Below are 21251 nucleotides of genomic sequence, written 5' to 3'. Positions count from 1 at the left end.
GGGGGCTGTCCATCAGGGGCCGGTCACCGCGCCTCGGCCGTGCTGACCGGCGCGGTGCGGGGCAGCAGCAGGAAGACCTCGTTCTCCTCGCGCATCCGGCCGGCGCGCTCGCCCGCCTCCTGGCCCCAGCCCCAGAAGAAGTCGGTCCGCGCGGGGCCGCGGATCGCACCCCCGGTGTCCTGCGCGACCACCAGCCGCCCTTCCGGCGGCGTGTCCCGCCGCGCGCCCGGATCCCGCACCTGCACCCACATCGGCAGGCCGAGCGGGATGAAGGCGCGGTCCACCGCGACGCTGCGTTGCGGCGTCAGCGGGACGCCCATGGCGCCGATCGGCCCCTGGTCCGGCGTGAGCCCGTCCACGAAGCGGAAGAAGATGTAGGACGGGTTGGCGCGGAACACCTCGATCGCGCGGTCGTAGCCCGCCATGCCGAGCCAGGCGCGCAGCGACTGCATCGACATCTGGTCGCGCGCGATGTCGCCGCGGTCGATCAGCACCCGCCCGATCGAGACATAGGACCGCCCGTTCTGCCCGGCATAGCCGACGCGCAGCATCTCCCCGTTCGGCAGGATGACGCGCCCCGAGCCCTGGATGTGCAGGAAGAAGGCATCGGTCGGGTCGTCCACCCAGACCAGTTCGAGCCCGCGTCCCGCCAGCGCGCCGCCGTCGATCGCCGCGCGGTCGAAGAAGGGCTCCATCCGCCCGTCGCGCAGCACGCCGTAGCGACGCCGCAGCGGGTTGCCGTTCACCGGCGCCTCGATCAGCTCGGGCGGGCGGGCGTGCAGCGGGGTGCGGAAGACCTCGTCCGGCTCGAGCGCCCCACGGAGGATCGGCTCGTAGTAGCCGGTCATGATCCCCGGGCCGGTCGAGAAGGCCTCGAACCGCGCCTCGATGAAGTCGCGCACCGCAAGGTTCCTGGCCGCGAGCCAGGCCGCCACGCGCCGTTCATGGGCGCGGCCCTGGCCCTGGCGGGGCGGCCGCGGCAACGCGCGCTCCAGCAGCCGCAACTCGCTGCAGGCGTTGGTCCAGGCAGCGGCGGTACCGGCCCTGAGCGCGGCTTCCCCCGCACCGCCCAGCGGCGCCTCGGGGCGCATCGGGCGCAGGGCGGCACAGCTTGCCTGGAGCACCGGCAGGATCTCGGCGTGGGCGTCCGACGGCCAGCCAGGGAGGTCCTCGAAGGAAACGGGACGCAGCGGCGGCGGTGCGGGCGGGCCGGCCTGTTCCTGGGGCGCCGGTTCGGGATCGGGGGACGGGCCGCCGTGCTGAGCCGCGGCCGGCCGCATCGCGGCCGCGCAGGACACGGCAAGGGCCGCCGCGATGACCGCGCGGCCGAAGGCCAGGACCCTCGACATGGGTGGCGATATACCTCAGCCCCGCCGGCGCCGCGACCCTCCGGGGGCTGCTGGAGGATCGGGCGCCCCGGCCCGGGGCTTAGGCGGGACGGGTTCCCACGAGTTTCCAGGTGGGATCGGAAACCGAAAGATCGCGCTGGAAGGTCCACAGGTCGGTGATCTCGGTCACAGCCTCGGCGCCGGCGCTGATGGATCCGTCCGCCGCGGTGGTCACGTTCACCTGGTCGGACACGATCCGCACGGTGATGTCGGCCACGGTGCCCCGCAGCTCGGCCGCCTCGATCGCCATCTCATGGATGGCACGGATCTCGGTGCGCTGGGTGGCGCCGGCCGTCTCCCTGGCGGTGATGGCCTGGTCGAAGCCGGCGAAGGCGTCCGGGGCCAGCAGGTCGCGCAGCGTGTTGCGGTCGCCCGACGCGAAGGCCTGCACGATCATCCGGAAGGCGCCCTCCGCCCCGCCCAGGAAGGCCCCCGGGTCGAAGGTGGAATCGGCCAGCCGGATGCGGCCGAGCCCCTGGCCGGCGGGCGAACGGGGATCGGGCACGCCGCGCGTGGCCACCGCCGCCGGCGGGGGCGCGACGGCCTCCCGCGGCGCGGGACCGGCGCCTGCGGCCGGCTCGCCCTGCGGCGGCCTCTCGAAGCCGGTGCGGCGGCCCAGCACGCTGCGCAGCCGCAGCACCAGGAAGGCCGCCACCATCGCGAACAGGATCAGGTCGATCGGCAGGCCGCTGCTCATCTCACTCTCCTCAGGCCTCCTCACTTAGGGGGGCGCGGGCGCGCCCGCAACATGAAGCGGGGGACATGTTGCCGCGCGACGCGGCGCCCGCTACCCCGGCGAGGTGCCAAGGAACCCTGCGCCATGATCCTGCTCCGCCACGGACAGAGCGAGTTCAACCTGCTCTTCAGCCAGTTGCGCCAGGATCCGGGCATCATCGACCCGGTCCTGACCCCGCTGGGCCACCAGCAGGCCGAGGAAGCGGCCGAGGCGCTGGCGCGGGAAGGCATCCGGCGCATCCTCGTCTCCCCTTACCGCCGGGCGATCCAGACCGCCCTGCCGACGGCGAAGCGGCTGGGCCTGCCGCTGACCGTCACCCCGGTGGTGCGGGAGCGCTACGCCTTCACCTGCGACATCGGCAGCGCCCGGACCAACCTGGCGCGGCACTTCCCCGAGGTGGACTTCACGCATCTCGAGGAGGTCTGGTGGCCGCCCGAGGAGGAACCCGCCGCCCATGTCGAAGGCCGCGCCGCGCTGTTCCGCGCCGAGATGGCCGCCCTCGACGACTGGGCGCACACGCTGGTGGTGACCCATTGGGGGTTCATCATGGCGCTCACGGGGCTGAGCGTGGCGAACGGCCAGATCCTGCGGGTCGATCCGAACGGACCGGCGCCGGAGACAGTGCCGTGGAAGCATCACTGAGCGGGCGAACGTGCGGTCCGAGGGGCGCCGCACCTCCAGGCCACCCCGCCGGAAGGCCCTCGGAACCCGTCACCCCCAGGGGTTCTTGCGGGTGCCGCCGGCGCCCCAGGGACCGGGCGCGGCGGACGGAGCGGCGGGCGCGCCCATGCTGGCAGCGAGCTGCCGCAGCGCCGCGACGCGGTTCTCGGTGCGCGGATGCGTCGAGAAGAGGTTGTCCATCCGCGCGCCCGACAGCGGGTTGACGATGAACATGTGCGCCGCGGCGGGGTTCGCCTCGGCGCCGTAGTTCTGGATCCGGTGGGCATAGCCCTCGAGGTGCTCGAGCGCCGAGGCGAGCGCGAGCGGGTCGCCGGAGATCTCCGCACCCACGCGATCGGCCTCGTATTCGCGCGACCGGCTGATCGCCATCTGCACCACGGCGGCGGCGAGCGGGGCGAGGATCAGCATCAGGATCAGCGCGATCGGGCCGAAGGGGCTCTGGTTCCGGTCGCGATTGGCGCCGCCGAAGATCATGCCGAAATTCGCGAGCATCGAGATGGCGCCCGCGACCGTCGCCGTGACCGTCATGATGAGCGTGTCGCGGTTGCGGATGTGGGCGAGCTCATGGGCGATGACGCCCGCGACCTCCCGTTCCGGCATCAGGTCCAGCAGGCCCGTATTCACCGCCACCGCCGCGCTGGACGGGCTGCGGCCGGTGGCGAAGGCGTTGGGCTGTTCCTCGTGGATCACGTAGAGCGCGGGCATCGGCAGGTCCGCGCGTTGCGCCAGCTCCGCCGTCATCTGGTACAGCCGCGGCGCGTCGTGCGGCCCGATCGGCTGCGCGTTCTGCATGCGCAGGACGATCCGGTCGCTGTTCCACCAGGCGAACAGGTTCATCGCCCCCGCGAAGAGCAGCGCGAGGATCATCCCCTGCTGCCCCGCGATGGCGAGGCCGAGCCCGCCGAAGAGCGCCGTCATCGCCGCGAGCAGCACGACCGTGCGCAGATAGCCGCCCATGTGCATCCTCCGCCGGAGCGCCTACATCTCCGGTGCCATGACCGATACCACGAAGCCCGATCCCGTGCCCGCCGCCGAGGTCGCACCCGAACCGAAGCCGGCAGCGCCGCCCAAGCCCAAGGAAATCGGCGGCCCCACCGGTCCCGAGCCGACACGGTTCGGTGATTGGGAACGCAAGGGCCGCGTCAGCGATTTCTGAGGTGACGCCGGAACCCTGGCCGGCCGACGGTCACGGTGCGTGGCGGTCCAGCATCGCGTCGGGCAGCGCCATGACCCGCGCGCCGTAGGTCCACACCAGCGCGCAATCGACCTGGCGCCCGGGGAAGGCCGCCCGGAGCAGCGCGCGATAGGCGGCCATCTGCCGCAGGTAGAGCGGCGCGACCTGCGCGGCCTCGGCCGGTGGCGGGCGGTTGGTCTTGTAGTCGAGCACCAGCACGCGGCCGGGTTCGACCAGCAGCCGGTCGACCTGGCCGGCAATCAGGCGGCCGTTCACGCGGCCGGCGAGCGGCGCCTCGGCGAGACTTCCGGGGCCGAGGGCCGCGGCGACCAGGGGCTGGGCGAGCAGCGCCAGCACTTCCGCGAGCACCGCCTCCTGCTCCGCCGCATCGAGGCCGTGGCCGGGACGCGCGAGGAAGCGGCGCGCCACATCCTCGCGCGTCGCGGGATCGTGGTCGGGCAGATGCTGCAGCAGCGCATGCACCAGCCGGCCGCGGCGGAAGCGCAGCCCGCGCGGATCGTCGGTCGGCCGTGGCGGGGCGGAGGGCGTCTCCTCCTCCCCTGGCAGGGCGGACGGGGCGACGGCGCCCTCGGGCGCTTCCTGCGGCGCCGGGATGCGGGCCCAGGCGGGCAGCGCCGTGGCGGTGCCGGGTGCGCGCGGCGGGTCCTCGGCCTTGGGTTCGGCGGTCTGCGGGGCGGCGAGGCGCCGGATGCGGGCCTCCTCGCCGAAGGGCTCGCGCGGGCCGTCGAAGGGGAGGTCCTCCACGCCCGGCAGGCGGGTGAAGCCTTCCTCGACCAGGCGGTACCAGCAGCCCTCGGGCGCGGCGCGCTTGCCCTGCCAGCCGCAGACGATCAGCCGGTCCTCGGCGCGGGTCAGGGCGACGTAGAGCAGGCGGTGCTGCTCGGCCGCCTCCCGCGCCTGGTCGGCCTGGCGCTGGGCGGTCAGCGGCGGCGCGGCGAAGCCCTCCTGCTTCGGCGCCCAGGCCGGCAGGTCGCCATCCAGCCAGCGCAGCGTGGTGCGGTCGGGCGGCGCGCCGGTGGTGTCGGGCAGGATGACGATCGGCGCCTGCAGGCCCTTGGCGCCATGCACGGTCATGATGCGCACGGCGTCGCCCGCGCCTTCGGCCTCGCGCTTCACCTCGGCGCCGCCCTGGCGCAGCCCGTGGATGAAGGCCTGGAGCGAGGGCGGGTGACGACGCTCATGCTCGAGCGCCGCGGCGAGGAATTCGTCCATCGGGTCGGCCGCATCGGGGCCGAGGCGCGCGAGCATCCGTGCCCGCCCCGCGCGCGGATCGAGCGGCCCGGGCGCGCCGAGTACGGCAGCGTACAGCGCATGCGGCGTCGCGTAGTCGGCCTGGGCCATCAGCCGCGCGAGCCAGTCCGCGACGCGCCCGAAGCGGCTGTCCGCGCCGCGATGCGCGGCAAGCGCCGACCAGAGCGATCCTTCCCGCGCATGGGCGAGAGCGAAGAGTTCCTCCTCGTCGAGCCCGACCAGCGGCGACTTCAGCAGCGTAGCGAGCGAGAGATCGTCATCGGGCAGCAGCAGCGCATCGGCGAGCGCCAGCAGATCCTGCACCGCGATCTGCTCGGCGAGCACCATGCGGTCGACGCCGCCGACCGGGATCCGCAGGTCCTTCAGCGCGCGCACCAGGGATGCCACGAAGCCGCCGCGGGCGCGGGCGCGGACCAGCACCAGGATGTCGCCGGGGCGGACCGGGCGGCCGTTCGGCTGGTCGCGGCCCTTCTCGACGCGCGCGGGCAGCGTCGCGTGGTCGAGCATGTGGCGGATGCGCGCGGCGATCAGCGTCGCGAGGCGCTGGGCCGCGCCCTCGCCATCCACCGGCCGGTCGGGCGGGGCCCAGGCGGGCGGGGCCTCGGCTTCCGCGACCTGCAGCAGGGGCCAGAGCTCCACGCTGCCGGCCTGACCGGCGCGATCGGCGTAGTGACGCAGCGTGGCCCCTTCCGGCACCACGCCGTCGCGCGCCGCGCCGGCCTCAAAGACCGCGTCGACCAGGGCGAGGACCGGCGCGGTCGAGCGGAAGGAGACGTCGAGCGGGACGGGGCGGAAGTCGAGCTGCGCCTCGCGCACCGCCTGGCCGTAATGGGCGCGTTCGCGGACGAAGCCCGCGGCGTCCGCGCCCTGGAAGCCGTAGATCGACTGCTTCACGTCGCCGACGGCGAAAATGGTGCGGCCCTTCTCGCGCGCGCCCTCGCCGGCGAAGAACTCGGATGTCAGGGCGCGGACGATGCCCCATTGGTCGGGGTTGGAATCCTGCGCCTCGTCCAGCAGGACGTGATCCAGGCCGCCATCGAGCTTGAACAGCACCCACGCGCTGCCCGGGTCGTCCAGCAGGCGCTCGGCGCCGGCGATGAGGTCGTCATAGTCGAGCATCCCCGCCCGCGCCTTCGCGGCCTCGTAGCGGCGCAGCACGGGCGTGCCGATGGCGAGCAGCGCCATGGTCGCGGCGAGGACGCGCGCGGCGCAGCGGGTGTTTTCGGCGTCCAGCACGCGATCGCCTTCGGCGGTCAGCGTGTCCTGGATGAAGGCGGCGTTCGCGCCGGCCTGCTTGGTGGCGAAGCGCTTGCGGACCTCGTTCTTGTCGGTCAGCAGGATCGAGCGCCACTCCTCCCAGCGTGCGACGCGGGCGTCGGTGTCGAGGGCGAGCCAAGCGGCGATGGCCGTGCCGCGCTCCTGGTCGTTCGCATTGCCCGACCCGCGCAGCCCGGCGGCCGCGCGCACGACCTCGGTCGCGTCGAAGTCGCAGGCGTCGCGCAGGACCGCGCCCTCGCTCGCGACCCCCGGCGGCAGGCCGAGAACCCGCGCCAGGGCGCGCTCGAACCCCGCCAGGCCCTGCCGCGCATCCACCGCCGCAAGCAGCCGCGTGCGTGCATGGGACAGCGTGCCGAGCGTCTCGGCGAAGCGCGCCGGCGGGGTGAGGCGGGCGAGTTGCGTCAGCGCCTCCCGGTCCGGCGTGCCGGCCAGCACCGCCTCGCGCTCGCGCGCCAGCATCGCCTTGGCCTCCTGGTCCTCGACCACCGCGAACTGCGGGGCGAGGCCGGCTTCCAGCGGGAAGGCGCGCAGCAGGGACTGCGCGAAGGCATGGATGGTCGAGATCCGCATCCCGCCCGGCTGCTCGAGCACCCGGACGAACAGCGCCCGCGCGGCGCGCAGTTCCTCCGGCCCCGGCGCCCGGCCGGTCAGGCCCGCGAGCGTCGCCGCCAGCACCGCATCCTCCGCCGTCGCCCAGGCGCCGAGCGCCTTGGCAAGCCGCGTCGCCATCTCCGCCGCCGCGGCCTTGGTGAAGGTCAGGCACAGGATCCGCCCCGGCTCCACGCCCGCCAGCAGCAGGCGCAGCACGCGGTCGGTCAGCAGCTTGGTCTTTCCCGACCCGGCCGAGGCCTCCACCCAGGCCGAGGCGGCGGGATCGGAGGCGCGGGACTGGGCGTGTTCGGCGCGCTGGCGGGGGGTCTCGGTCATCGGCGCCCCATCCTACCTCGGCCTCGGAGTCGGAGGCATGGCCGGTGATCGCATAAAGATATCCTTATGAGTGATGGTCCGCTCTGGCCTCGCTGATCCGGGCGTGCTACCGGCCCGCCACACCCGAAGACCGAAGAAGCGAGACAGCGCGCATGGCCGACTATGTCGTGAAGGACCTCTCCCTGGCCGATTGGGGCCGCAAGGAGATCTTGATGGCCGAGGACGAGATGCCCGGCCTGATGGCGACCCGCGCCGAATACGGCAAGCAGCAGCCGCTCAAGGGCGCGCGCATCGCCGGCTGCCTGCACATGACCATCCAGACCGCCGTGCTGATCGAGACGCTGAAGGCCCTCGGCGCCGATGTTCGCTGGTCGTCGTGCAACATCTTCTCGACCCAGGACCACGCCGCGGCCGCCATCGCGGCGACCGGCACGCCGGTCTTCGCCGTGAAGGGCGAGACGCTTCCCGAATACTGGCAGTACGTGAAGCGCACGCTGGAATGGGGCGATGGCGGCACGCCGAACGTGCTGCTCGACGACGGCGGCGACATGACGCTGCTGGTCCATTACGGCCTGCGCGCCGAGAACGGCGACACCGCCTTCCTCGACAAGCCGACGAACGAGGAAGAGGAAGTCTTCTTCGCGCTGATCAAGGACTGCCTGAAGACCAAGCCGGGCTGGTTCGCGACGCTGGCGAAGAACATCGTCGGCGTGTCCGAGGAGACGACGACGGGCGTCCACCGCCTGTACAACATGGCGAAGGAGGGCAAGCTGCTCTTCCCCGCCATCAACGTGAACGACAGCGTCACCAAGTCGAAGTTCGACAACCTCTATGGCTGCCGTGAATCGCTGGTGGACGCGATCCGCCGCGGTACCGACGTGATGATGGCCGGCAAGGTCGCGATGGTCTGCGGCTTCGGCGACGTGGGCAAGGGGTCCGCCGCCTCGCTGCGCCAAGCCGGCTGCCGCGTCATGGTCAGCGAGGTCGACCCGATCTGCGCCCTGCAGGCGGCGATGGAAGGCTACCAGGTCGTGACGATGGAACAGGCCGCGCCCGCCGCGGACATCTTCGTCACCGCCACCGGCAATGTCGACGTCATCACCGTGGACCACATGCGCGCGATGAAGCACCGCGCGATCGTGTGCAACATCGGCCACTTCGATTCCGAGATCCAGGTCGCCGGCCTGCGCAACTTCAAGTGGGACAACGTGAAGCCGCAGGTGGACGAGGTCGAGTTCCCCGACGGCAAGCGCATCATCCTGCTCTCCGAAGGGCGCCTGGTGAACCTCGGCAACGCGACGGGGCATCCGTCCTTCGTGATGTCGGCGTCCTTCACCAACCAGACGCTTGCGCAGATCGAGCTTTGGACGAACCCGGGCAAGTACGAGAAGAAGGTCTACGTGCTGCCGAAGCACCTCGACGAGAAGGTGGCCTCGCTGCACCTCGCGAAGGTCGGCGCGACGCTGACCAAGATGTCCAAGGCGCAGGCGGACTACATCGGCGTCTCGCCGCAGGGGCCGTTCAAGGCGGAGCAGTACCGCTACTGACCGGCGCGGGGCGGCCGCGCGCCGCCCCGCCCCCATAGGCCATAAGCCTGTCCTTTGGGACCTTGCCAGGGCGCACCACCGGCGCCACGCTCTCCGGCAAGGAACCAGGGACGGAAACATGCGCCTGCGCCACGTCATCGCGGGGTTCGTCGCCGCGCTCTGGGCTGGCCTGGCTGCCGCCCAGCCCCTGACGATCGAACGGTTCGGCTCGTTCCATGTCGGCGGCCGGCTTGTCGAGGTCACGGGCAAGCCCATCGTCGAATACACGCCGACCGTCGGCGGCGCGCCGCTGCGCATCGATCCCAACGGCACCTACATGGTCGGGCAGATGTATGCCCGCTTCATGGTGCCCTCGCCGCAGCGCGGGGCGGCGCCGTTGATGCTCTGGCACGGCGCCTACCTGACCGGCGTGACCTGGGAGACGACGCCGGACGGGCGCGAGGGCTGGGAGCACTTCTTCCTCCGCCGCGGGTGGGCGACCTACGTCACCGACGCCGTCGAGCGCGGCCGCAGCGGTGCGGCGATGTCACCCGAGATCTACGGCCAGGCCATCCACCTGCCGACCGTGAACCCCTGGGAGCGCTTCCGCATCGGCGACGGCCCAGGTTCCTTCGCGCGGGGGTCGGTGCTGCCGGGCAACCAGTTCCCCGCCGAGCGCGAGCCGTATCTCGCCTTCATGCGCCAGGTTGTGGCGCGCTACCTCGGCACCGATGACGACGTGATCGCGGCGTATGTCGCGCTGCTCGAGCGCGTCGGGCCCTCGGTGGTGATCGCCCATTCCCAGGGCGGCGCCTTCGCCTGGCAGGTGGCGCAGCGGCGGCCCGACCTGTTCCGCGCGCTGGTCCTCGTCGAGCCCGCCGGCACCGGCCTCACCGCGGAGGCCGCGAAGCTGCGGGAGGTCCCGACCCTGCTGGTCTATGGCGACTACGTGGACGCCGACCCCCGCTGGTCGGTGATCCGCCGCAACGCGCGCGCCTTCTCCGACGCGGTGCGCGCCGCCGGCGGAAGCGTCGAGGATGTCGACCTTCCCGCCCGCGGCATCCGCGGCAACAGCCACATGGTAATGATGGACCGCAATTCGGATGCGGTGGCGGCGCTGGTGCAGGACTGGCTCGAGGCGCGGGGCCTGTGGCGCTGACCGCCGCCCTGCCTCACGCCGCGTCGCGCTTCTTCCGCTCGCTCTCGGTCTTGAGCTGCCCGCAGGCCGCGAGGATGTCCCGCCCGCGCGGCCGGCGGATCGGGCTCGCATAGCCGGCGTCGTTCACGATCTGCGCGAAGCGCTGGATCGCCTCGCTCGTGGACGTCTTGTACGGGCTGCCCGGCCAGGGGTTGAACGGGATCAGGTTCACCTTGGCCGGCAAGCCCTTGATCAGGCGCACCAGCTCGCGCGCCTCGGCCTCGCTGTCGTTCACCCCGCGCAGCATGACGTATTCGAAGGTGATGCGCCGCGCGTTGGACGCGCCGGGATAGCGCCGGCAGGCCGCCATCAGCTCCTCGATCGGATACTTGCGGTTCAGCGGCACGATCTCGTCGCGCAGCTCGTTCGTCACCGCGTGCAGCGACACCGCAAGGCCCACGCCGAGCTCCGCCCCGCAGCGGTCCATCATCGGCACGACGCCCGAGGTGGACAGCGTGATGCGGCGGCGCGAGAGCCCGATGCCCTCGTGGTCCATCACGATCTTCAGGGCCTTGGCGACGTTCTCGTAATTGTAGAGCGGCTCGCCCATGCCCATCACGACGATGTTGGACAGGTGGCGCGCCGTGCCGTCCTTGGGGGACGGCCATTCGCCGTAGGAATCCCGCGCCGCCATGAACTGGCCGACGATCTCCGCCGCGCCCAGGTTGCGCACCAGCTTCTGCGTGCCGGTATGGCAGAACCGGCAGGACAGCGTGCAACCGACCTGGGTCGAGATGCAGACCGCGCCGCGGTCCTCGTCGGCCGAGGGGATGTAGACCGTCTCCACCCGCTGGTCGTCGCGGAAGGCGAAGACCCATTTCCGGGTCGAATCCGCGCTGTCCTGCTGCGTCGCCACACCCGGCCGACCGACCACGAAGCGTTCGGCGAGCTTCGCCTGCATCGGCTTCGCGATGGTCGTCATCTTCGCGAAGTCGGTCTCGCCCTGGTGGTAGATCCAGTGCCAGAGCTGCTTGGCGCGGAAGGGCTTCTCCCCGATCGCGGCCATCTCGGCGGCGAGTTCCTCGCGCGACAGGCCCACCAGGTCGCGGCGTCCATCGGCCAGCGTCGCCGGCGGCGGCGCGAAGATCGCCGCCTTGGCGAGGATTCGTGCGCGTTCCGCCTCGGCCAGCCCGTCGGTGGTGGCCGCCTCGCTCATCGGCGGCCGGGGGCCGGGCACTCGCGGCTGATGGCGTCGTATGCGGAGGAGAAGCCGGACAGGCTGAAGGTGTCGGTCGCCGTGCCGCGGCCGCCGGCGCGCGGCCCGCGGGCGGTCGCGTTCGCGCCGCTGCGGAAGGCCGCGACCGCGGCCCGGCCATCCCGCGCGAAGGCCGAATCGGCGTTGGTGTAGAACTGCAGCTGGGTTTGCCCCACGGCCAGGACCACCGCGGCGTTCCGCGGATAGGAATACCGGGCCGACAGGGCCACCTGGTCGCGGCTTTGCGCCCGATGCGTGACCGTCAGGATCACGCCTTCCCGTTGCGGATCGGTGCGCGACGCCCGGGTGAAGGCGTAGCAGACCTTCTGGCCACCCTCATGGTGGACCGCGGCGGTCCAGTCCTGGAAATCCCCGAGCCGCTGCGGGCCCTGCTGGGCGCGCTGCTGCGCGATGGCCGGCACGGCGACGAGGGCCGCCAGGGCGGCGGTGAGGAATACGGCTCGCATGGCATCCTTAGATACGAAGCCGGGGCCGCCGGGGCAACCGCGGGGCTGCTGGTCCTGTCCCCCATCCCGGCGGTAGAGAGGCCCCCATGACGGACGCCGCCGACGCCGCCCTGGCCGAACAGTACGAATCCTACCCTTATCCCCAGCGGGATCCACGGGACGAAGCCCGGCGCCTGATCGTGGGCAGCCCCAGCCATCTGCGGGAGGTCGACCACTGGATCTTCGCCGGCCGCCGGCCGGCCGTGGCGCCGCTGCGGGCCCTGGTGGCCGGGGGCGGGTCCGGTGACGCGACCGTGATGCTGGCCCAGCAGATGACGACGGCGGGACGGGCGGGGGACGTGACCTGGCTCGATCGCTCCGGTTCCGCACGAAAAATCGCGGAAGCCCGCGTCGCGGCGCGCAACCTCGGCAACGTGATCTTCCGCGAAGCCTCGATCCTCGACCTCCCCGGATCGGGCCTGGGGCCTTTCGACTACATCGACTGCTGCGGGGTGCTGCATCACCTGCCCGACCCGCTGGACGGCCTGCGCGCCCTCGTTTCCGTCCTCGCGCCCGGTGGCGGCCTCGGCCTGATGGTCTATGCCCCGCACGGGCGGACCGGGGTCTACATGATGCAGGACGCGCTGCGGCTGCTCGCCCCACCCGGCGAAGCGCCGCCCCAGCGGGTCGACATCGCCAAGCGCCTGTGGCGCCAGATGCCGGAAACCGCCTGGCTGCGCCGCAACCCCTGGATCACCGATCACGTGAAGGGGGGCGACGCCGGCATCTACGACCTGCTGCTGAACCCTCGCGACGTCGCCTTCACCGTTCCCGCCCTCGCCGCCCTGATCGACGCCGCCGGGCTCGAGATCCGCTGCCTGGTGGAACCCTTCCGCTACGATCCCGACAGCTTCCTCTCGGACCCCCGGCTGCGCGAACGTACCGCCCGCCTGTCCTTCATCGAACGTGCGGCCCTCGCCGAAGCGGCCGCCGGCAACATGGGCATCCATGTCGCGTACTGCGTCCGCAAGGGCGAGGCCCCGCCCCCGCCCGCCTGGGACGACCCCGACAGCATTCCCATCCTGCGGGAACTCGAAGGCCCGAAACTCGCCGCCCAGATCCCGCGCGACGGCGTGCTGCGCGTGTCGGCCGACGGCCTGACCGTGCCCATCACCCTGCCGCGCCTCGGCAGCGCCATCGTCGCGCGCATCGACGGCACCCGCACCATGGGCGACATCCGCGACGAACTGACCGAACTCGGCATCGCCCCCGACGCCTTCGCCCGCGACTACGCGGCGACCGCCGCCGCGCTGGAACGGGTGAACCGGATGCTGCTGAAGGCGCGGTGACGGGGTGGTCGCGGAGAGGGGCTTTGCCCCTCCCCGAAATCCGCGATCAAGTCCTGGTGTCCAGAGGCCTTTCGGCCTCTGGCGGGTAGGGGTCCGGGCGAGGGCAGCGCTCTCCGCCGCCTTGCGTCAGCCGAGCCGGCCGCGCACCAGGTGCAGCGCGGCCGCGAAGGCCGCTTCCGCGTCGAGGTTCGTCGTGTCGAGCAGGATCGCGTCGGCGGCGGGTTTCAGCGGGGCGACAGGCCGGCTGGCGTCCTGGGCGTCGCGGCCGCGGATTTCGGCTTCGACCTGGCTGAGGTCGGCGGCGACGCCGCGGCCCTGGAGTTCGAGGAACCGGCGGCGCGCGCGTTCCTCGACGCTGGCGGTCACGTAGAGCTTCACCCGCGCCTCGGGGAAGACGACGGTGCCGATGTCCCGCCCGTCCAGGACGGCGCCGCGCGCGCGGCCGAAGCTCCGCTGGAAATCGAGCAGCGCGGCGCGCACGGCTGGGATCGCGGCGACCGCGCTGGCAGCCATGTCGGCCATCGGCCCGCGCAGGTCGGTGCGGTCGAGGTCGGCAGGCGTCAGGGCACGTGCGGCCGCCTCGGCGAGGGCGGCGTCCCGCGGGTCGGCGCCCGCATCGAGCACGCGGCGACCGACGGCACGATAGAGCAGTCCGGTGTCCAGGTAGGGCAGGTTCAGCGCGGCGGCGAGGCGGCGGGCCAGGGTGCCCTTGCCCGCCGCGGCGGGGCCGTCGACGGCGACGACGATGCCCGTCACGGCGCGGCGAGCGGCGCGCCGGCGGTCAGACCGTTCATCAGCGTGGCGAAGCCCGGGAAGGAGGTGTCGATGAAGGCCGCGTCGTCCGCCGTCACGGGGCTCCGGGCCGCGAGGCCCATGACCAGGGCGGACATGGCGATGCGATGGTCCATGTGGGTCTCGACCGTGCCGCCGCCGGGGATGGCGCCGCCGGTGCCGTGGACGATCAGGTCGTCGCCCTCGATTTCCGCCTTGATGCCGTTGACCGCGAGCAGCGCGGCGGTGGCGGCCAGGCGGTCGCTTTCCTTCACCCGGAGCTCCGCCAGGCCCTTCATGCGCGTCACCCCGCGCGCGGCGGCCGCTGCGACCGCGAGGACCGGGTATTCGTCGATCATCGACGGCGCGCGGTGCGGCGGAACGGTCACGCCGGACAGCTCGGTGTACTCGGCGACGATGTCGCCCACCGGCTCGCCGCCGGCGATCCGTTCGTTCTCGATGCGGAGCGCCGCGCCCATCTCGCGCAGCGTGGTGAACAGACCGGTGCGCAACGGGTTCAGGCCGACATTCTCGACCACGACGCGCGATCCGGGCACCAGCAGCGCCGCCACGACCGGGAAGGCGGCGGAGGACGGATCGCCCGGGACCAGCACCGGCGCCGCGACCAGCTCGGGCTGGCCTTCGAGGCGAATGACCCGGCCTTCAGCCGTGTCCTCCACCGAGACGGTCGCGCCGAAGTGACGCAGCATGTTCTCGGTGTGGTCGCGGGTCGGCTCCTTCTCCACCACGCGGGTGGTCCCCGGGGCGCAGAGGCCGGCGAGCAGACAGGCCGACTTCACCTGGGCCGAGGCGACAGGCAGCACGTAGTCGATCGGCAGCGGGTCGGCCGCACCGCGCACGGCGAGCGGCAGGCGCCCGCCTTCCCGCGTCCAGAACTGCGCGCCGGTGGCGGACAGGGGGTCGGTCACGCGCTTCATCGGGCGGCGGCGCAGGGAGGCATCGCCGGTCATCACGGCGAAGAGCGGGTGGCCCGAGATCAGCCCGAGCAGCAGCCGCGCAGCGGTGCCGGAATTGCCCATGTCCAGCACATCGGCCGGTTCCACCAGGCCGCCCACGCCGCGGCCCGACACGCGCCAGGCGCCGGGGCCGGTGTTGTCCACCGTCGCGCCGAGCGCGCGCATCGCGGCCGCGGTGCGCAGCACGTCCTCGCCCTCGAGCAGGCCGGTGATTTCGGTGGTGCCGACCGCGACGGCGCCGAACATCAGGGCGCGGTGGCTGATCGACTTGTCCCCCGGCACGCCGAGCCGGCCGGCGAGCGGGGCGGAGGGTGCGGAGGCGCGGAGCGGCCGGGGATCGGGATGCGACATGGCGGGGCCGCGTTTGACATGGCCCGGCATCGCGTGGCAATGCGCCCGACCCTTTGCAGACGGCGCGTGGACCCTTTGGGGCCCTGCGCGCGAGACGGACAGAACCCATGGCGAAGCCCGAACTCGGCCTGAAGCGCACCTGCGTCGCGTGCGGCACGCGTTTCTACGACCTGACCCGCACCCCAGCGGTCTGCCCCAAGTGCGGCACCGAGCAGCCGGCCGAGCAGCCGCGCCTGCGCCGCGCCCCGGCCGCCCCGATCCCCGACGAGAAGCTGAAGAAGCGCGCCGCGGGTCCGGAGGCCGAGACCGAGGACCTGGAGGTGGAGGACGTCGAGGGCGACGAGGCGATCGAGGACGCCGAGGAGCTCGAGGACGACGCCGAGAGCCTGGGCGAGGACATCGAGGTCGAAGCCGACCGCGACGAGGAAGGCTGAACCAGCCTCGCGGGGCCGCGTCGCGGTCCCGCCGCCGCTGCCGGCCCGCAGGCCCGGCCGGACACGCCCTCGCGGGCCTCCGGCCGGGCCTGCGGGCCGGTCGCGTTTCGGGGGTCGTGGCGGAGGCAGACCGCGGTTGCCGCAGCCCGGCCCAAGCTCCATTGTCCGTGGCCCAGCTTCACGGGGAATGACAATGACGACGATGCACCGCCGCGGTCTTCTGTTCGGGGCCGCCGGCCTCGCCGCGATGGCGGCCACCCGCCGCCCCGCCTCCGCCCAGGCGCCGTCCGGCCCCTTCACCCTGCCGGCCCTGCCCTATGCGCCCAACGCGAACGAACGCGCCATCGACGCCATGACGATGGAAATCCATCACGGCCGGCACCACGCGGCCTATGTCGCGAACCTCAATGCGGCGGTGAAGGATCACTCGGCGCTGGCGCAGATGCCGGTGGACGAGATCCTGATGCGCCTGTCCCAGGTGCCCGAGGCCGTGCGCACCGCCATCCGTAACAACGGCGGCGGCCACGCGAACCATTCCATGTTCTGGGAGATCATGGGCGGCGAGGGCGGCGAGCCGACCGGCGACCTCAAGGCCGCGATCGATCGCGACCTCGGCGGGATGGAGAAGTTCAGGACTGACTTCAACACGGCCGGCACGCGCGTCTTCGGGTCTGGCTGGGTGTTCGTGGCGGTGACGCCGGCGGGCAACCTGTCCCTGGTGTCGAAGCCCAACCAGGACACGCCGCTGATGGATGGCGGGCGGGTGCTGATGGGCAACGACGTGTGGGAACACGCCTATTACCTGCGCTACCAGAACCGCCGGGCGGACTACCTGACCGCGTGGTGGAACGTGCTGAGCTGGGAGAAGATCGCGGCGCGGTACGACGCGGCGAAGAACGGCACCCTCCGCATCTGACCCTTGGGGGACGCGTCAGGGCGACAGCCCGAGCGCATCCCGCACGAAGGCCGCCCGCTCCTCGACCGGGGCGAGCGGCAGGTCGATGAGGTCGTAGCCGAGGCTGCCATAGGTCTCGCGCATGGCATCGCAGGTCCGCCGCGCCGTGTCGGCGTCCTGCCGCCGTTCCATGTCCTGTCGGTAGATCTCGGGCCAGGGCGGCGCGACGAAGACCTGGCGGCGATAGCGCAGCCGTTCGGCCGCACGCAGCAGGTGGCCGGGGACCGGCAGCCCCTCGAGCCGCAGGTAGCCGATGACGTCCGGGACGCCGCGGTCGAACAGCACCGGCCGGGGCCGCAGCCGCGCCGCCTCGTGGGAGCGCATCTCCCACCCCAGCATCAGCTCGCCGAACAGTGCTTGGTCCCGCCATGGCAGGGCCGGGCCGTCGATCGCGGCCTGGGCCCTGATGATGCCGCGCCCCGCTTCCGGGCAGCAGGCGAGGCCTTCCCGCGCCAGATGCTCGACCAACGTGGTCTTCCCCGCGCCGGGTCCGCCGGTGAAGACGATGAAGTCGCGCTCGGGGTCCGCCATGATCGGTCCTCTGCCGTGGGGGGAGTTCGCGTCCGGGCACCGCCCGGCCTTGCCTCGCGCCGCATCGGGGGCCATACCCGCCCGGTTTTCGTAAGCCTGGAGAGCGCCCGATGCGCGTGAAGGACGTGAAGAAGGTCGTGCTTGCCTATTCCGGCGGGCTCGACACCAGCGTGATCCTGAAGTGGCTGCAGACCGCCTACCGCGCGGAGGTGGTGACCTTCACCGCCGACCTCGGTCAGGGCGAGGAGCTCGGCCCGGCGCGCGACAAGGCGCTGCTGCTCGGCATCAAGCCCGAGAACATCTTCATGGACGACCTGCGCGAGACCTTCGTGAAGGACTTCGTCTTCCCGATGTTCCGCGCCAACGCGCTTTACGAGGGGATGTATCTCCTCGGGACGTCCATCGCCCGTCCGCTGATCGCCCAGCGCCAGATCGAGATCGCCGAGCAGGTCGGCGCCGATGCCGTCGCCCATGGCGCCACCGGCAAGGGCAACGACCAGGTGCGCTTCGAGCTGAGCTACTACGCGCTGAAGCCCGACGTGAAGGTGATCGCGCCCTGGCGCGAATGGGACCTGACCAGCCGCACCCGGCTGATCCAGTTCGCCGAGGAACACCAGATCCCCATCGCGAAGGACAAGCGCGGCGAGGCGCCGTTCAGCGTCGACGCGAACCTCCTGCACTCCTCCTCCGAAGGCAAGATCCTCGAGGAACCGTGGGACGCGCCGGACGAGATGGTCTGGCAGCGCACCATCAGCCCGATGGATGCGAAGGACTCGGTCACCGAGATCACCATCGAGTTCGAGCGCGGCGACGCGGTCGGCATCAACGGTGAGCGCCTGTCCCCGGCCACGCTGCTGACGCGGCTGAATGCGCTCGGCAAGGAGAACGGCATCGGCCGGCTCGATCTGGTCGAGAACCGCTTCGTCGGCATGAAGTCCCGCGGCTGCTACGAGACGCCCGGCGGCACGATCCTGTACGTCGCGCATCGCGCGATGGAGTCCATCACGCTCGACCGCGAGGCCGCGCACCTGAAGGACTCGCTGATGCCGCGCTACGCCGAGATCATCTACAACGGCTTCTGGTTCGCCCCCGAGCGCCGGATGATGCAGGCGCTGATCGACGAGAGCCAGAAGAGCGTCACCGGCACGGTCCGGCTGAAGCTCTACAAGGGCAACACCATCGTGACGGGCCGGCAGTCGCCGAACAGCCTGTATTCGATGAAGCACGTGACCTTCGAGGACGACCAGGGCGCCTACGACCAGTTCGACGCCCAGGGCTTCATCAAGCTGAACGCGCTGCGGCTGCGCCTCGGCGCGATGGCGGGCCGCCGCGGCGGCGCGCTGTAGGGCGTCGCGGGGGCGCCGCCCCCGCACCCTCGCCGGGGAGGCGACGGCCTCCCCGAACCCAGCGGCATCCTAGCCGTCCAGGCGGATGCCGGTTTCCTGCACCAGGCGGCGCACCATCTCCGCGTCGCGGCGCAGCACCGCGGCGAAGGCCTCCCCGTTGCCGGTGATCGGGTCGTTGCCGCTCGCGGCCAGGCGTTCGCGCGTCGTCGGGTCGTTGGTCGCATGCGCCGCCGCGGCCTCGAAGCGCGCGATCACGTCGCGCGGGGTCGCCGCCGGGGCGAACAGGCCGTTCCACGAGGTCAGGTCGAAGCCGGGGAAGCCGCTCTCGGCGATCGTCGGCAGGTCGGCCATCGTGCCGCGCCGTTCGGCCGAGGTCAGTGCGATGCCGCGCGCCCGGTTGTCGACCACCAGCGGCCGCAGGCTGTTCGCCGTGCTGATCACCGCGTCGATGTTGCCCCCCGCGAGGTCGCGCGCCGCATCCGCCCCGCCGCGATAGGGCAGGTGTTCGAGGGTGATGCCCGCGCGGTGCGCGAGCAGCGCGCCCGCCAGGTGCCCCACCGTGCCGATGCCCGGCGAGCCATAGGGAATGCCCGAACGCCGCTTCGCCTCGGCGATGACGCCGGCGAGGTCCGTCGCGGGGAAGTCGCGCTTGACCACCAGCACGTAGGGTGCCGCGACCACCTGCGCGACCGGGGCGAAGGCGGTGGCGTAGTCGAAGGGCAGGCCGCGCTGGATCAGCGGCTGCACCACGAAGCCGAAGCTGTCGAAATAGAGCGTCGTGCCGTCCGGCGGCGATGCCGCGACCACGCCGGCGCCGATCGCGCCGCCGGCGCCGGGTCGGTTCTCGACCACGATGGTGGTGCCGAGGAATTCCGCCATCTTCGGCTGCAGCAGCCGCATCACCGTGTCGGATTGCCCGCCCGGGGCGAAGGGCACGACGACGCGGATCGGCCGCGACTGGGCAGCGGCAAGGCGCGGCGCGGCCAGCAGCGCGGCGGCGCCGAGCAGGATATTGCGACGGATCATGGCGGACCTCCCGAACGGCGCGGAGCATTCTGCGGCGCGGCCGGCGCGGTCAAGCGCCGCCGTGCGGCCCGCATCCGCCGCGACGACGGTGACATGCCGGTCCGACGGCGCCGATTCCGGCGCATCGGAAGTTGTTCTACTGTCGGCGCAACGCATGACGAGGAAAGCCATGGCCGCCACGACCCTCCGTTCGCTCACCCTTGGCGTGCTGGCCCTGGCGGGCGTCGTGGCCGCCGTACCGGCCGGCGCGCAGGGCGTCTGCCCCGGGCGGCTGTCCGCCAATTCCTTCGCGCCGGTGGCACGCAACGCGGCCATCGCCGTCCCCGACCGCGCCGGCACGGAAAATGAGCGGCGGCTGCGCGATTCGGTCCTCGCCGCGCTGCGGTCGAACGGCCGGCAGGTCAGCGCCGATGCGCCCTACATCCTGTCCTGGCGCGGCGGCATCTCGCAGGAAGGCGGCACCGAGCTCGGCTTCGGCGATACGATGCAGGACCGCACCTTCCGCGACGGGGACGACATCTCGTGGGCGCAGAGCGTGCCGCGCGCCGGCGGGCGCCGGGTCCCGACGCTGCGCGTCAGCGGCGTGGTCGAACTGCGCGACCGGTCCTCGAACCGCGTGGTGTGGACCGCGGTGCTGTCCTGCGAGCGGCACGGCACGGACGACGCCGCATTGTTCGCCCACCTGGCCAATGCGGTCGCTCCCTGGATCGGCCAGCCGCTGGCCGGCCGGCCCTTCTGATCCGGGCGCTCAGGCCGCCGCGGCAAGCGGCCCGAGCGTGCCGAGATACTTCATCCCGGTGTCGCACATGACCGTCACGACGGTGGCGGCGGGACCCAGCCGCGCGGCGACGCGCAGCGCCGCGACGACGTTCGCCCCGGTCGAGCTGCCGGCGAACAGCCCTTCCTCCCGCGCCAGGCGCAGCGCCATGGCCTGGGCCTCGGGCGTCGCCACGGGCTCGATCGCGTCGGCGATGTCCGGGTGCCACAGCGGGACGACATAACCCGCGCCGATGCCGTCGATGCGGTGCGCGCCGGTCGGGCCGCCGGAGAGCACGGCGGATTCCGCCGGCTCCACCGCGACGATGCGGATGCCGGGCTGGGTCGCGCGCAACGCCGCGCCGATGCCGCGCAGGCTCGCCGCCGTGCCGACGGCCTGGACGAAGGCGGCGACGGGTCCGCCGGCCTGCGCGTCGATCTCCGCCGCCATGCGACGGTAGGCCGCCAGCTGGTCGGTGTTGCGCATCTGGTCGGTGGCGAAGGCGCCGATGCGGCCGGCGATTCCACCGGCGGCGGCGATCATGTCGCGCGTCAGTTTTTCCGTCATGCGGCCGGACTCGCTCGGGATGACGTCGAGCCGCGCGCCCAGGATGCGCATGTGGTCGAGCTTCTCCCGCGCGAAGGCGTCCGACGTCACGATGTGCAGCGGATGGCCCTTCACGGCGCAGACCAGCGCCAGCGACACGCCGGTGCTGCCGCCGGTGTATTCGACGACCGCGCCGCCGGGGGGCAGGCGGCCATCGGCCTCCGCGGCCCCGATCATGGCGAGCGCCATGCGGTCCTTCATGCTGCCGGTCGGGTTGGCGCTCTCGACCTTGAGCAGGATGCGCGCGCCGGTCGCGGGCGCGATGCGGCGCAGCGGGATCAGCGGCGTGCCGCCGATGGTGTCGAGGATGGTGGCTGGCATGGCTTT

Annotated in this window: 20 protein-coding genes; 9 read left to right on the top strand and 11 right to left on the bottom strand. The window is 72.5% G+C overall.

Annotation, left to right across the window (positions count from 1 at the left end; translation table 11 throughout):
* Positions 1 to 23 precede the first annotated feature (23 nt).
* Positions 24 to 1349: a murein transglycosylase A gene (gene mltA / locus GWK16_RS08260; RefSeq protein WP_170053456.1), complete on the bottom strand. Its 1326-nt coding sequence runs from the start codon at positions 1347 to 1349 to the stop codon at positions 24 to 26.
* 79 nt (positions 1350 to 1428) lie between these two features.
* Entirely contained in the window at positions 1429 to 2085 is a 657-nt protein-coding gene (locus GWK16_RS08255; RefSeq protein ID WP_170053455.1) for a Tim44/TimA family putative adaptor protein, read from the bottom strand.
* Between the two features lie 123 nt (positions 2086 to 2208).
* On the opposite strand from GWK16_RS08255, the gene GWK16_RS08250 reads away from it, so the two are divergent.
* Complete coding sequence (locus GWK16_RS08250) at positions 2209 to 2766, top strand: histidine phosphatase family protein (RefSeq protein ID WP_170053454.1); 558 nt, start codon at positions 2209 to 2211, stop codon at positions 2764 to 2766.
* Positions 2767 to 2835: 69 nt separating this feature from the next.
* On the opposite strand, the gene htpX is transcribed toward GWK16_RS08250, so the two are convergent.
* Positions 2836 to 3762 carry a zinc metalloprotease HtpX gene (htpX, locus tag GWK16_RS08245; protein WP_170053453.1) on the bottom strand — a complete coding sequence of 309 codons (927 nt, stop codon included), beginning with the start codon at positions 3760 to 3762 and terminating at the stop codon, positions 2836 to 2838.
* On the opposite strand from htpX, the gene GWK16_RS08240 reads away from it, so the two are divergent.
* Positions 3761 to 3961 carry a succinate dehydrogenase assembly factor 4 gene (locus tag GWK16_RS08240; protein WP_408903906.1) on the top strand — a complete coding sequence of 67 codons (201 nt, stop codon included), beginning with the start codon at positions 3761 to 3763 and terminating at the stop codon, positions 3959 to 3961. The genes htpX and GWK16_RS08240 overlap by 2 nt on opposite strands.
* A 30-nt stretch (positions 3962 to 3991) precedes the next feature.
* Here the strand turns inward: GWK16_RS08240 and addA are convergent, their stop codons facing one another.
* Positions 3992 to 7456: a double-strand break repair helicase AddA gene (addA, locus tag GWK16_RS08235; protein ID WP_170053452.1), complete on the bottom strand. Its 3465-nt coding sequence runs from the start codon at positions 7454 to 7456 to the stop codon at positions 3992 to 3994.
* Positions 7457 to 7608: 152 nt separating this feature from the next.
* On the opposite strand from addA, the gene ahcY reads away from it, so the two are divergent.
* Together ahcY and GWK16_RS08225 are read left to right on the top strand one after the other, a co-directional pair.
* A complete protein-coding gene (ahcY, locus tag GWK16_RS08230; protein ID WP_170053451.1) occupies positions 7609 to 9003 on the top strand; it encodes an adenosylhomocysteinase in 1395 nt (464 codons plus the stop codon).
* A 118-nt stretch (positions 9004 to 9121) separates the two neighbouring features.
* Positions 9122 to 10141 carry an alpha/beta fold hydrolase gene (locus GWK16_RS08225; protein ID WP_170053450.1) on the top strand — a complete coding sequence of 340 codons (1020 nt, stop codon included), beginning with the start codon at positions 9122 to 9124 and terminating at the stop codon, positions 10139 to 10141.
* Between the two features lie 13 nt (positions 10142 to 10154).
* Here the strand turns inward: GWK16_RS08225 and rlmN are convergent, their stop codons facing one another.
* Together rlmN and GWK16_RS08215 are read right to left on the bottom strand one after the other, a co-directional pair.
* On the bottom strand, positions 10155 to 11336 hold the full coding sequence (gene rlmN / locus GWK16_RS08220) for a 23S rRNA (adenine(2503)-C(2))-methyltransferase RlmN (RefSeq protein WP_170053449.1): 1182 nt from the start codon (positions 11334 to 11336) through the stop codon (positions 10155 to 10157).
* A complete protein-coding gene (locus tag GWK16_RS08215) occupies positions 11333 to 11842 on the bottom strand; it encodes an invasion associated locus B family protein (RefSeq protein ID WP_170053448.1) in 510 nt (169 codons plus the stop codon). The genes rlmN and GWK16_RS08215 overlap by 4 nt, the downstream gene beginning before the upstream one ends.
* 86 nt (positions 11843 to 11928) lie before the next feature.
* Here GWK16_RS08215 and GWK16_RS08210 point away from each other — a divergent pair, with 86 nt between their 5' ends.
* Positions 11929 to 13170: a class I SAM-dependent methyltransferase gene (locus GWK16_RS08210; protein ID WP_170053447.1), complete on the top strand. Its 1242-nt coding sequence runs from the start codon at positions 11929 to 11931 to the stop codon at positions 13168 to 13170.
* A gap of 126 nt (positions 13171 to 13296) precedes the next feature.
* Here GWK16_RS08210 and cmk read toward each other — a convergent pair whose 3' ends face one another.
* A complete protein-coding gene (gene cmk / locus GWK16_RS08205; RefSeq protein WP_170053446.1) occupies positions 13297 to 13926 on the bottom strand; it encodes a (d)CMP kinase in 630 nt (209 codons plus the stop codon).
* Entirely contained in the window at positions 13923 to 15269 is a 1347-nt protein-coding gene (gene aroA, locus GWK16_RS08200) for a 3-phosphoshikimate 1-carboxyvinyltransferase (protein WP_170053445.1), read from the bottom strand. Before aroA ends, cmk begins: the two co-directional genes overlap by 4 nt.
* A 107-nt stretch (positions 15270 to 15376) precedes the next feature.
* On the opposite strand from aroA, the gene GWK16_RS08195 reads away from it, so the two are divergent.
* Together GWK16_RS08195 and GWK16_RS08190 are read left to right on the top strand one after the other, a co-directional pair.
* Positions 15377 to 15703 carry a TIGR02300 family protein gene (locus GWK16_RS08195; protein WP_170053444.1) on the top strand — a complete coding sequence of 109 codons (327 nt, stop codon included), beginning with the start codon at positions 15377 to 15379 and terminating at the stop codon, positions 15701 to 15703.
* Positions 15704 to 15896: 193 nt separating this feature from the next.
* Complete coding sequence (locus GWK16_RS08190) at positions 15897 to 16619, top strand: superoxide dismutase (protein WP_170053443.1); 723 nt, start codon at positions 15897 to 15899, stop codon at positions 16617 to 16619.
* 15 nt (positions 16620 to 16634) lie between these two features.
* Here the strand turns inward: GWK16_RS08190 and GWK16_RS08185 are convergent, their stop codons facing one another.
* Complete coding sequence (locus GWK16_RS08185; RefSeq protein WP_170053442.1) at positions 16635 to 17189, bottom strand: AAA family ATPase; 555 nt, start codon at positions 17187 to 17189, stop codon at positions 16635 to 16637.
* Between the two features lie 110 nt (positions 17190 to 17299).
* Between GWK16_RS08185 and GWK16_RS08180 the strand changes: the two genes are divergently transcribed.
* Positions 17300 to 18535 carry an argininosuccinate synthase gene (locus GWK16_RS08180; RefSeq protein WP_170053441.1) on the top strand — a complete coding sequence of 412 codons (1236 nt, stop codon included), beginning with the start codon at positions 17300 to 17302 and terminating at the stop codon, positions 18533 to 18535.
* Positions 18536 to 18604: 69 nt separating this feature from the next.
* On the opposite strand, the gene GWK16_RS08175 is transcribed toward GWK16_RS08180, so the two are convergent.
* Positions 18605 to 19561 carry a Bug family tripartite tricarboxylate transporter substrate binding protein gene (locus tag GWK16_RS08175; RefSeq protein ID WP_170053440.1) on the bottom strand — a complete coding sequence of 319 codons (957 nt, stop codon included), beginning with the start codon at positions 19559 to 19561 and terminating at the stop codon, positions 18605 to 18607.
* Positions 19562 to 19730: 169 nt separating this feature from the next.
* Between GWK16_RS08175 and GWK16_RS08170 the strand changes: the two genes are divergently transcribed.
* The gene (locus GWK16_RS08170; protein ID WP_170053439.1) at positions 19731 to 20300 is read left to right on the top strand and encodes a hypothetical protein; all 570 of its coding nucleotides are present in this window, start codon (positions 19731 to 19733) and stop codon (positions 20298 to 20300) included.
* A gap of 9 nt (positions 20301 to 20309) precedes the next feature.
* Here the strand turns inward: GWK16_RS08170 and GWK16_RS08165 are convergent, their stop codons facing one another.
* A complete protein-coding gene (locus GWK16_RS08165) occupies positions 20310 to 21245 on the bottom strand; it encodes a PLP-dependent cysteine synthase family protein (RefSeq protein ID WP_211187192.1) in 936 nt (311 codons plus the stop codon).
* Positions 21246 to 21251 lie beyond the last annotated feature (6 nt).

The organism is Neoroseomonas marina (genome assembly GCF_012927745.1).
Lineage (GTDB): Bacteria > Pseudomonadota > Alphaproteobacteria > Acetobacterales > Acetobacteraceae > Neoroseomonas > Neoroseomonas marina.
This window is presented reverse-complemented; position numbering and strand designations above follow the sequence as displayed.

Bases quoted from the DNA above. Each gene is read 5' to 3' on its own strand.
- GWK16_RS08210 (WP_170053447.1), top strand. From the start codon at position 11,929: ATGACGGACGCCGCCGACGCCGCCCTGGCCGAACAGTACGAATCCTAC.
- GWK16_RS08180 (WP_170053441.1), top strand. From the start codon at position 17,300: ATGCGCGTGAAGGACGTGAAGAAGGTCGTGCTTGCCTATTCCGGCGGG.
- rlmN (WP_170053449.1), bottom strand. From the start codon at position 11,336: ATGAGCGAGGCGGCCACCACCGACGGGCTGGCCGAGGCGGAACGCGCA.
- GWK16_RS08190 (WP_170053443.1), top strand. From the start codon at position 15,897: ATGACGACGATGCACCGCCGCGGTCTTCTGTTCGGGGCCGCCGGCCTC.
- GWK16_RS08250 (WP_170053454.1), top strand. From the start codon at position 2,209: ATGATCCTGCTCCGCCACGGACAGAGCGAGTTCAACCTGCTCTTCAGC.
- addA (WP_170053452.1), bottom strand. From the start codon at position 7,456: ATGACCGAGACCCCCCGCCAGCGCGCCGAACACGCCCAGTCCCGCGCC.
- GWK16_RS08225 (WP_170053450.1), top strand. From the start codon at position 9,122: ATGCGCCTGCGCCACGTCATCGCGGGGTTCGTCGCCGCGCTCTGGGCT.
- ahcY (WP_170053451.1), top strand. From the start codon at position 7,609: ATGGCCGACTATGTCGTGAAGGACCTCTCCCTGGCCGATTGGGGCCGC.
- GWK16_RS08255 (WP_170053455.1), bottom strand. From the start codon at position 2,085: ATGAGCAGCGGCCTGCCGATCGACCTGATCCTGTTCGCGATGGTGGCG.
- GWK16_RS08170 (WP_170053439.1), top strand. From the start codon at position 19,731: ATGGCCGCCACGACCCTCCGTTCGCTCACCCTTGGCGTGCTGGCCCTG.
- GWK16_RS08175 (WP_170053440.1), bottom strand. From the start codon at position 19,561: ATGATCCGTCGCAATATCCTGCTCGGCGCCGCCGCGCTGCTGGCCGCG.
- GWK16_RS08215 (WP_170053448.1), bottom strand. From the start codon at position 11,842: ATGCGAGCCGTATTCCTCACCGCCGCCCTGGCGGCCCTCGTCGCCGTG.
- GWK16_RS08165 (WP_211187192.1), bottom strand. From the start codon at position 21,245: ATGCCAGCCACCATCCTCGACACCATCGGCGGCACGCCGCTGATCCCG.
- mltA (WP_170053456.1), bottom strand. From the start codon at position 1,349: ATGTCGAGGGTCCTGGCCTTCGGCCGCGCGGTCATCGCGGCGGCCCTT.
- htpX (WP_170053453.1), bottom strand. From the start codon at position 3,762: ATGGGCGGCTATCTGCGCACGGTCGTGCTGCTCGCGGCGATGACGGCG.
- GWK16_RS08195 (WP_170053444.1), top strand. From the start codon at position 15,377: ATGGCGAAGCCCGAACTCGGCCTGAAGCGCACCTGCGTCGCGTGCGGC.
- GWK16_RS08240 (WP_408903906.1), top strand. From the start codon at position 3,761: ATGTGCATCCTCCGCCGGAGCGCCTACATCTCCGGTGCCATGACCGAT.
- aroA (WP_170053445.1), bottom strand. From the start codon at position 15,269: ATGTCGCATCCCGATCCCCGGCCGCTCCGCGCCTCCGCACCCTCCGCC.
- GWK16_RS08185 (WP_170053442.1), bottom strand. From the start codon at position 17,189: ATGGCGGACCCCGAGCGCGACTTCATCGTCTTCACCGGCGGACCCGGC.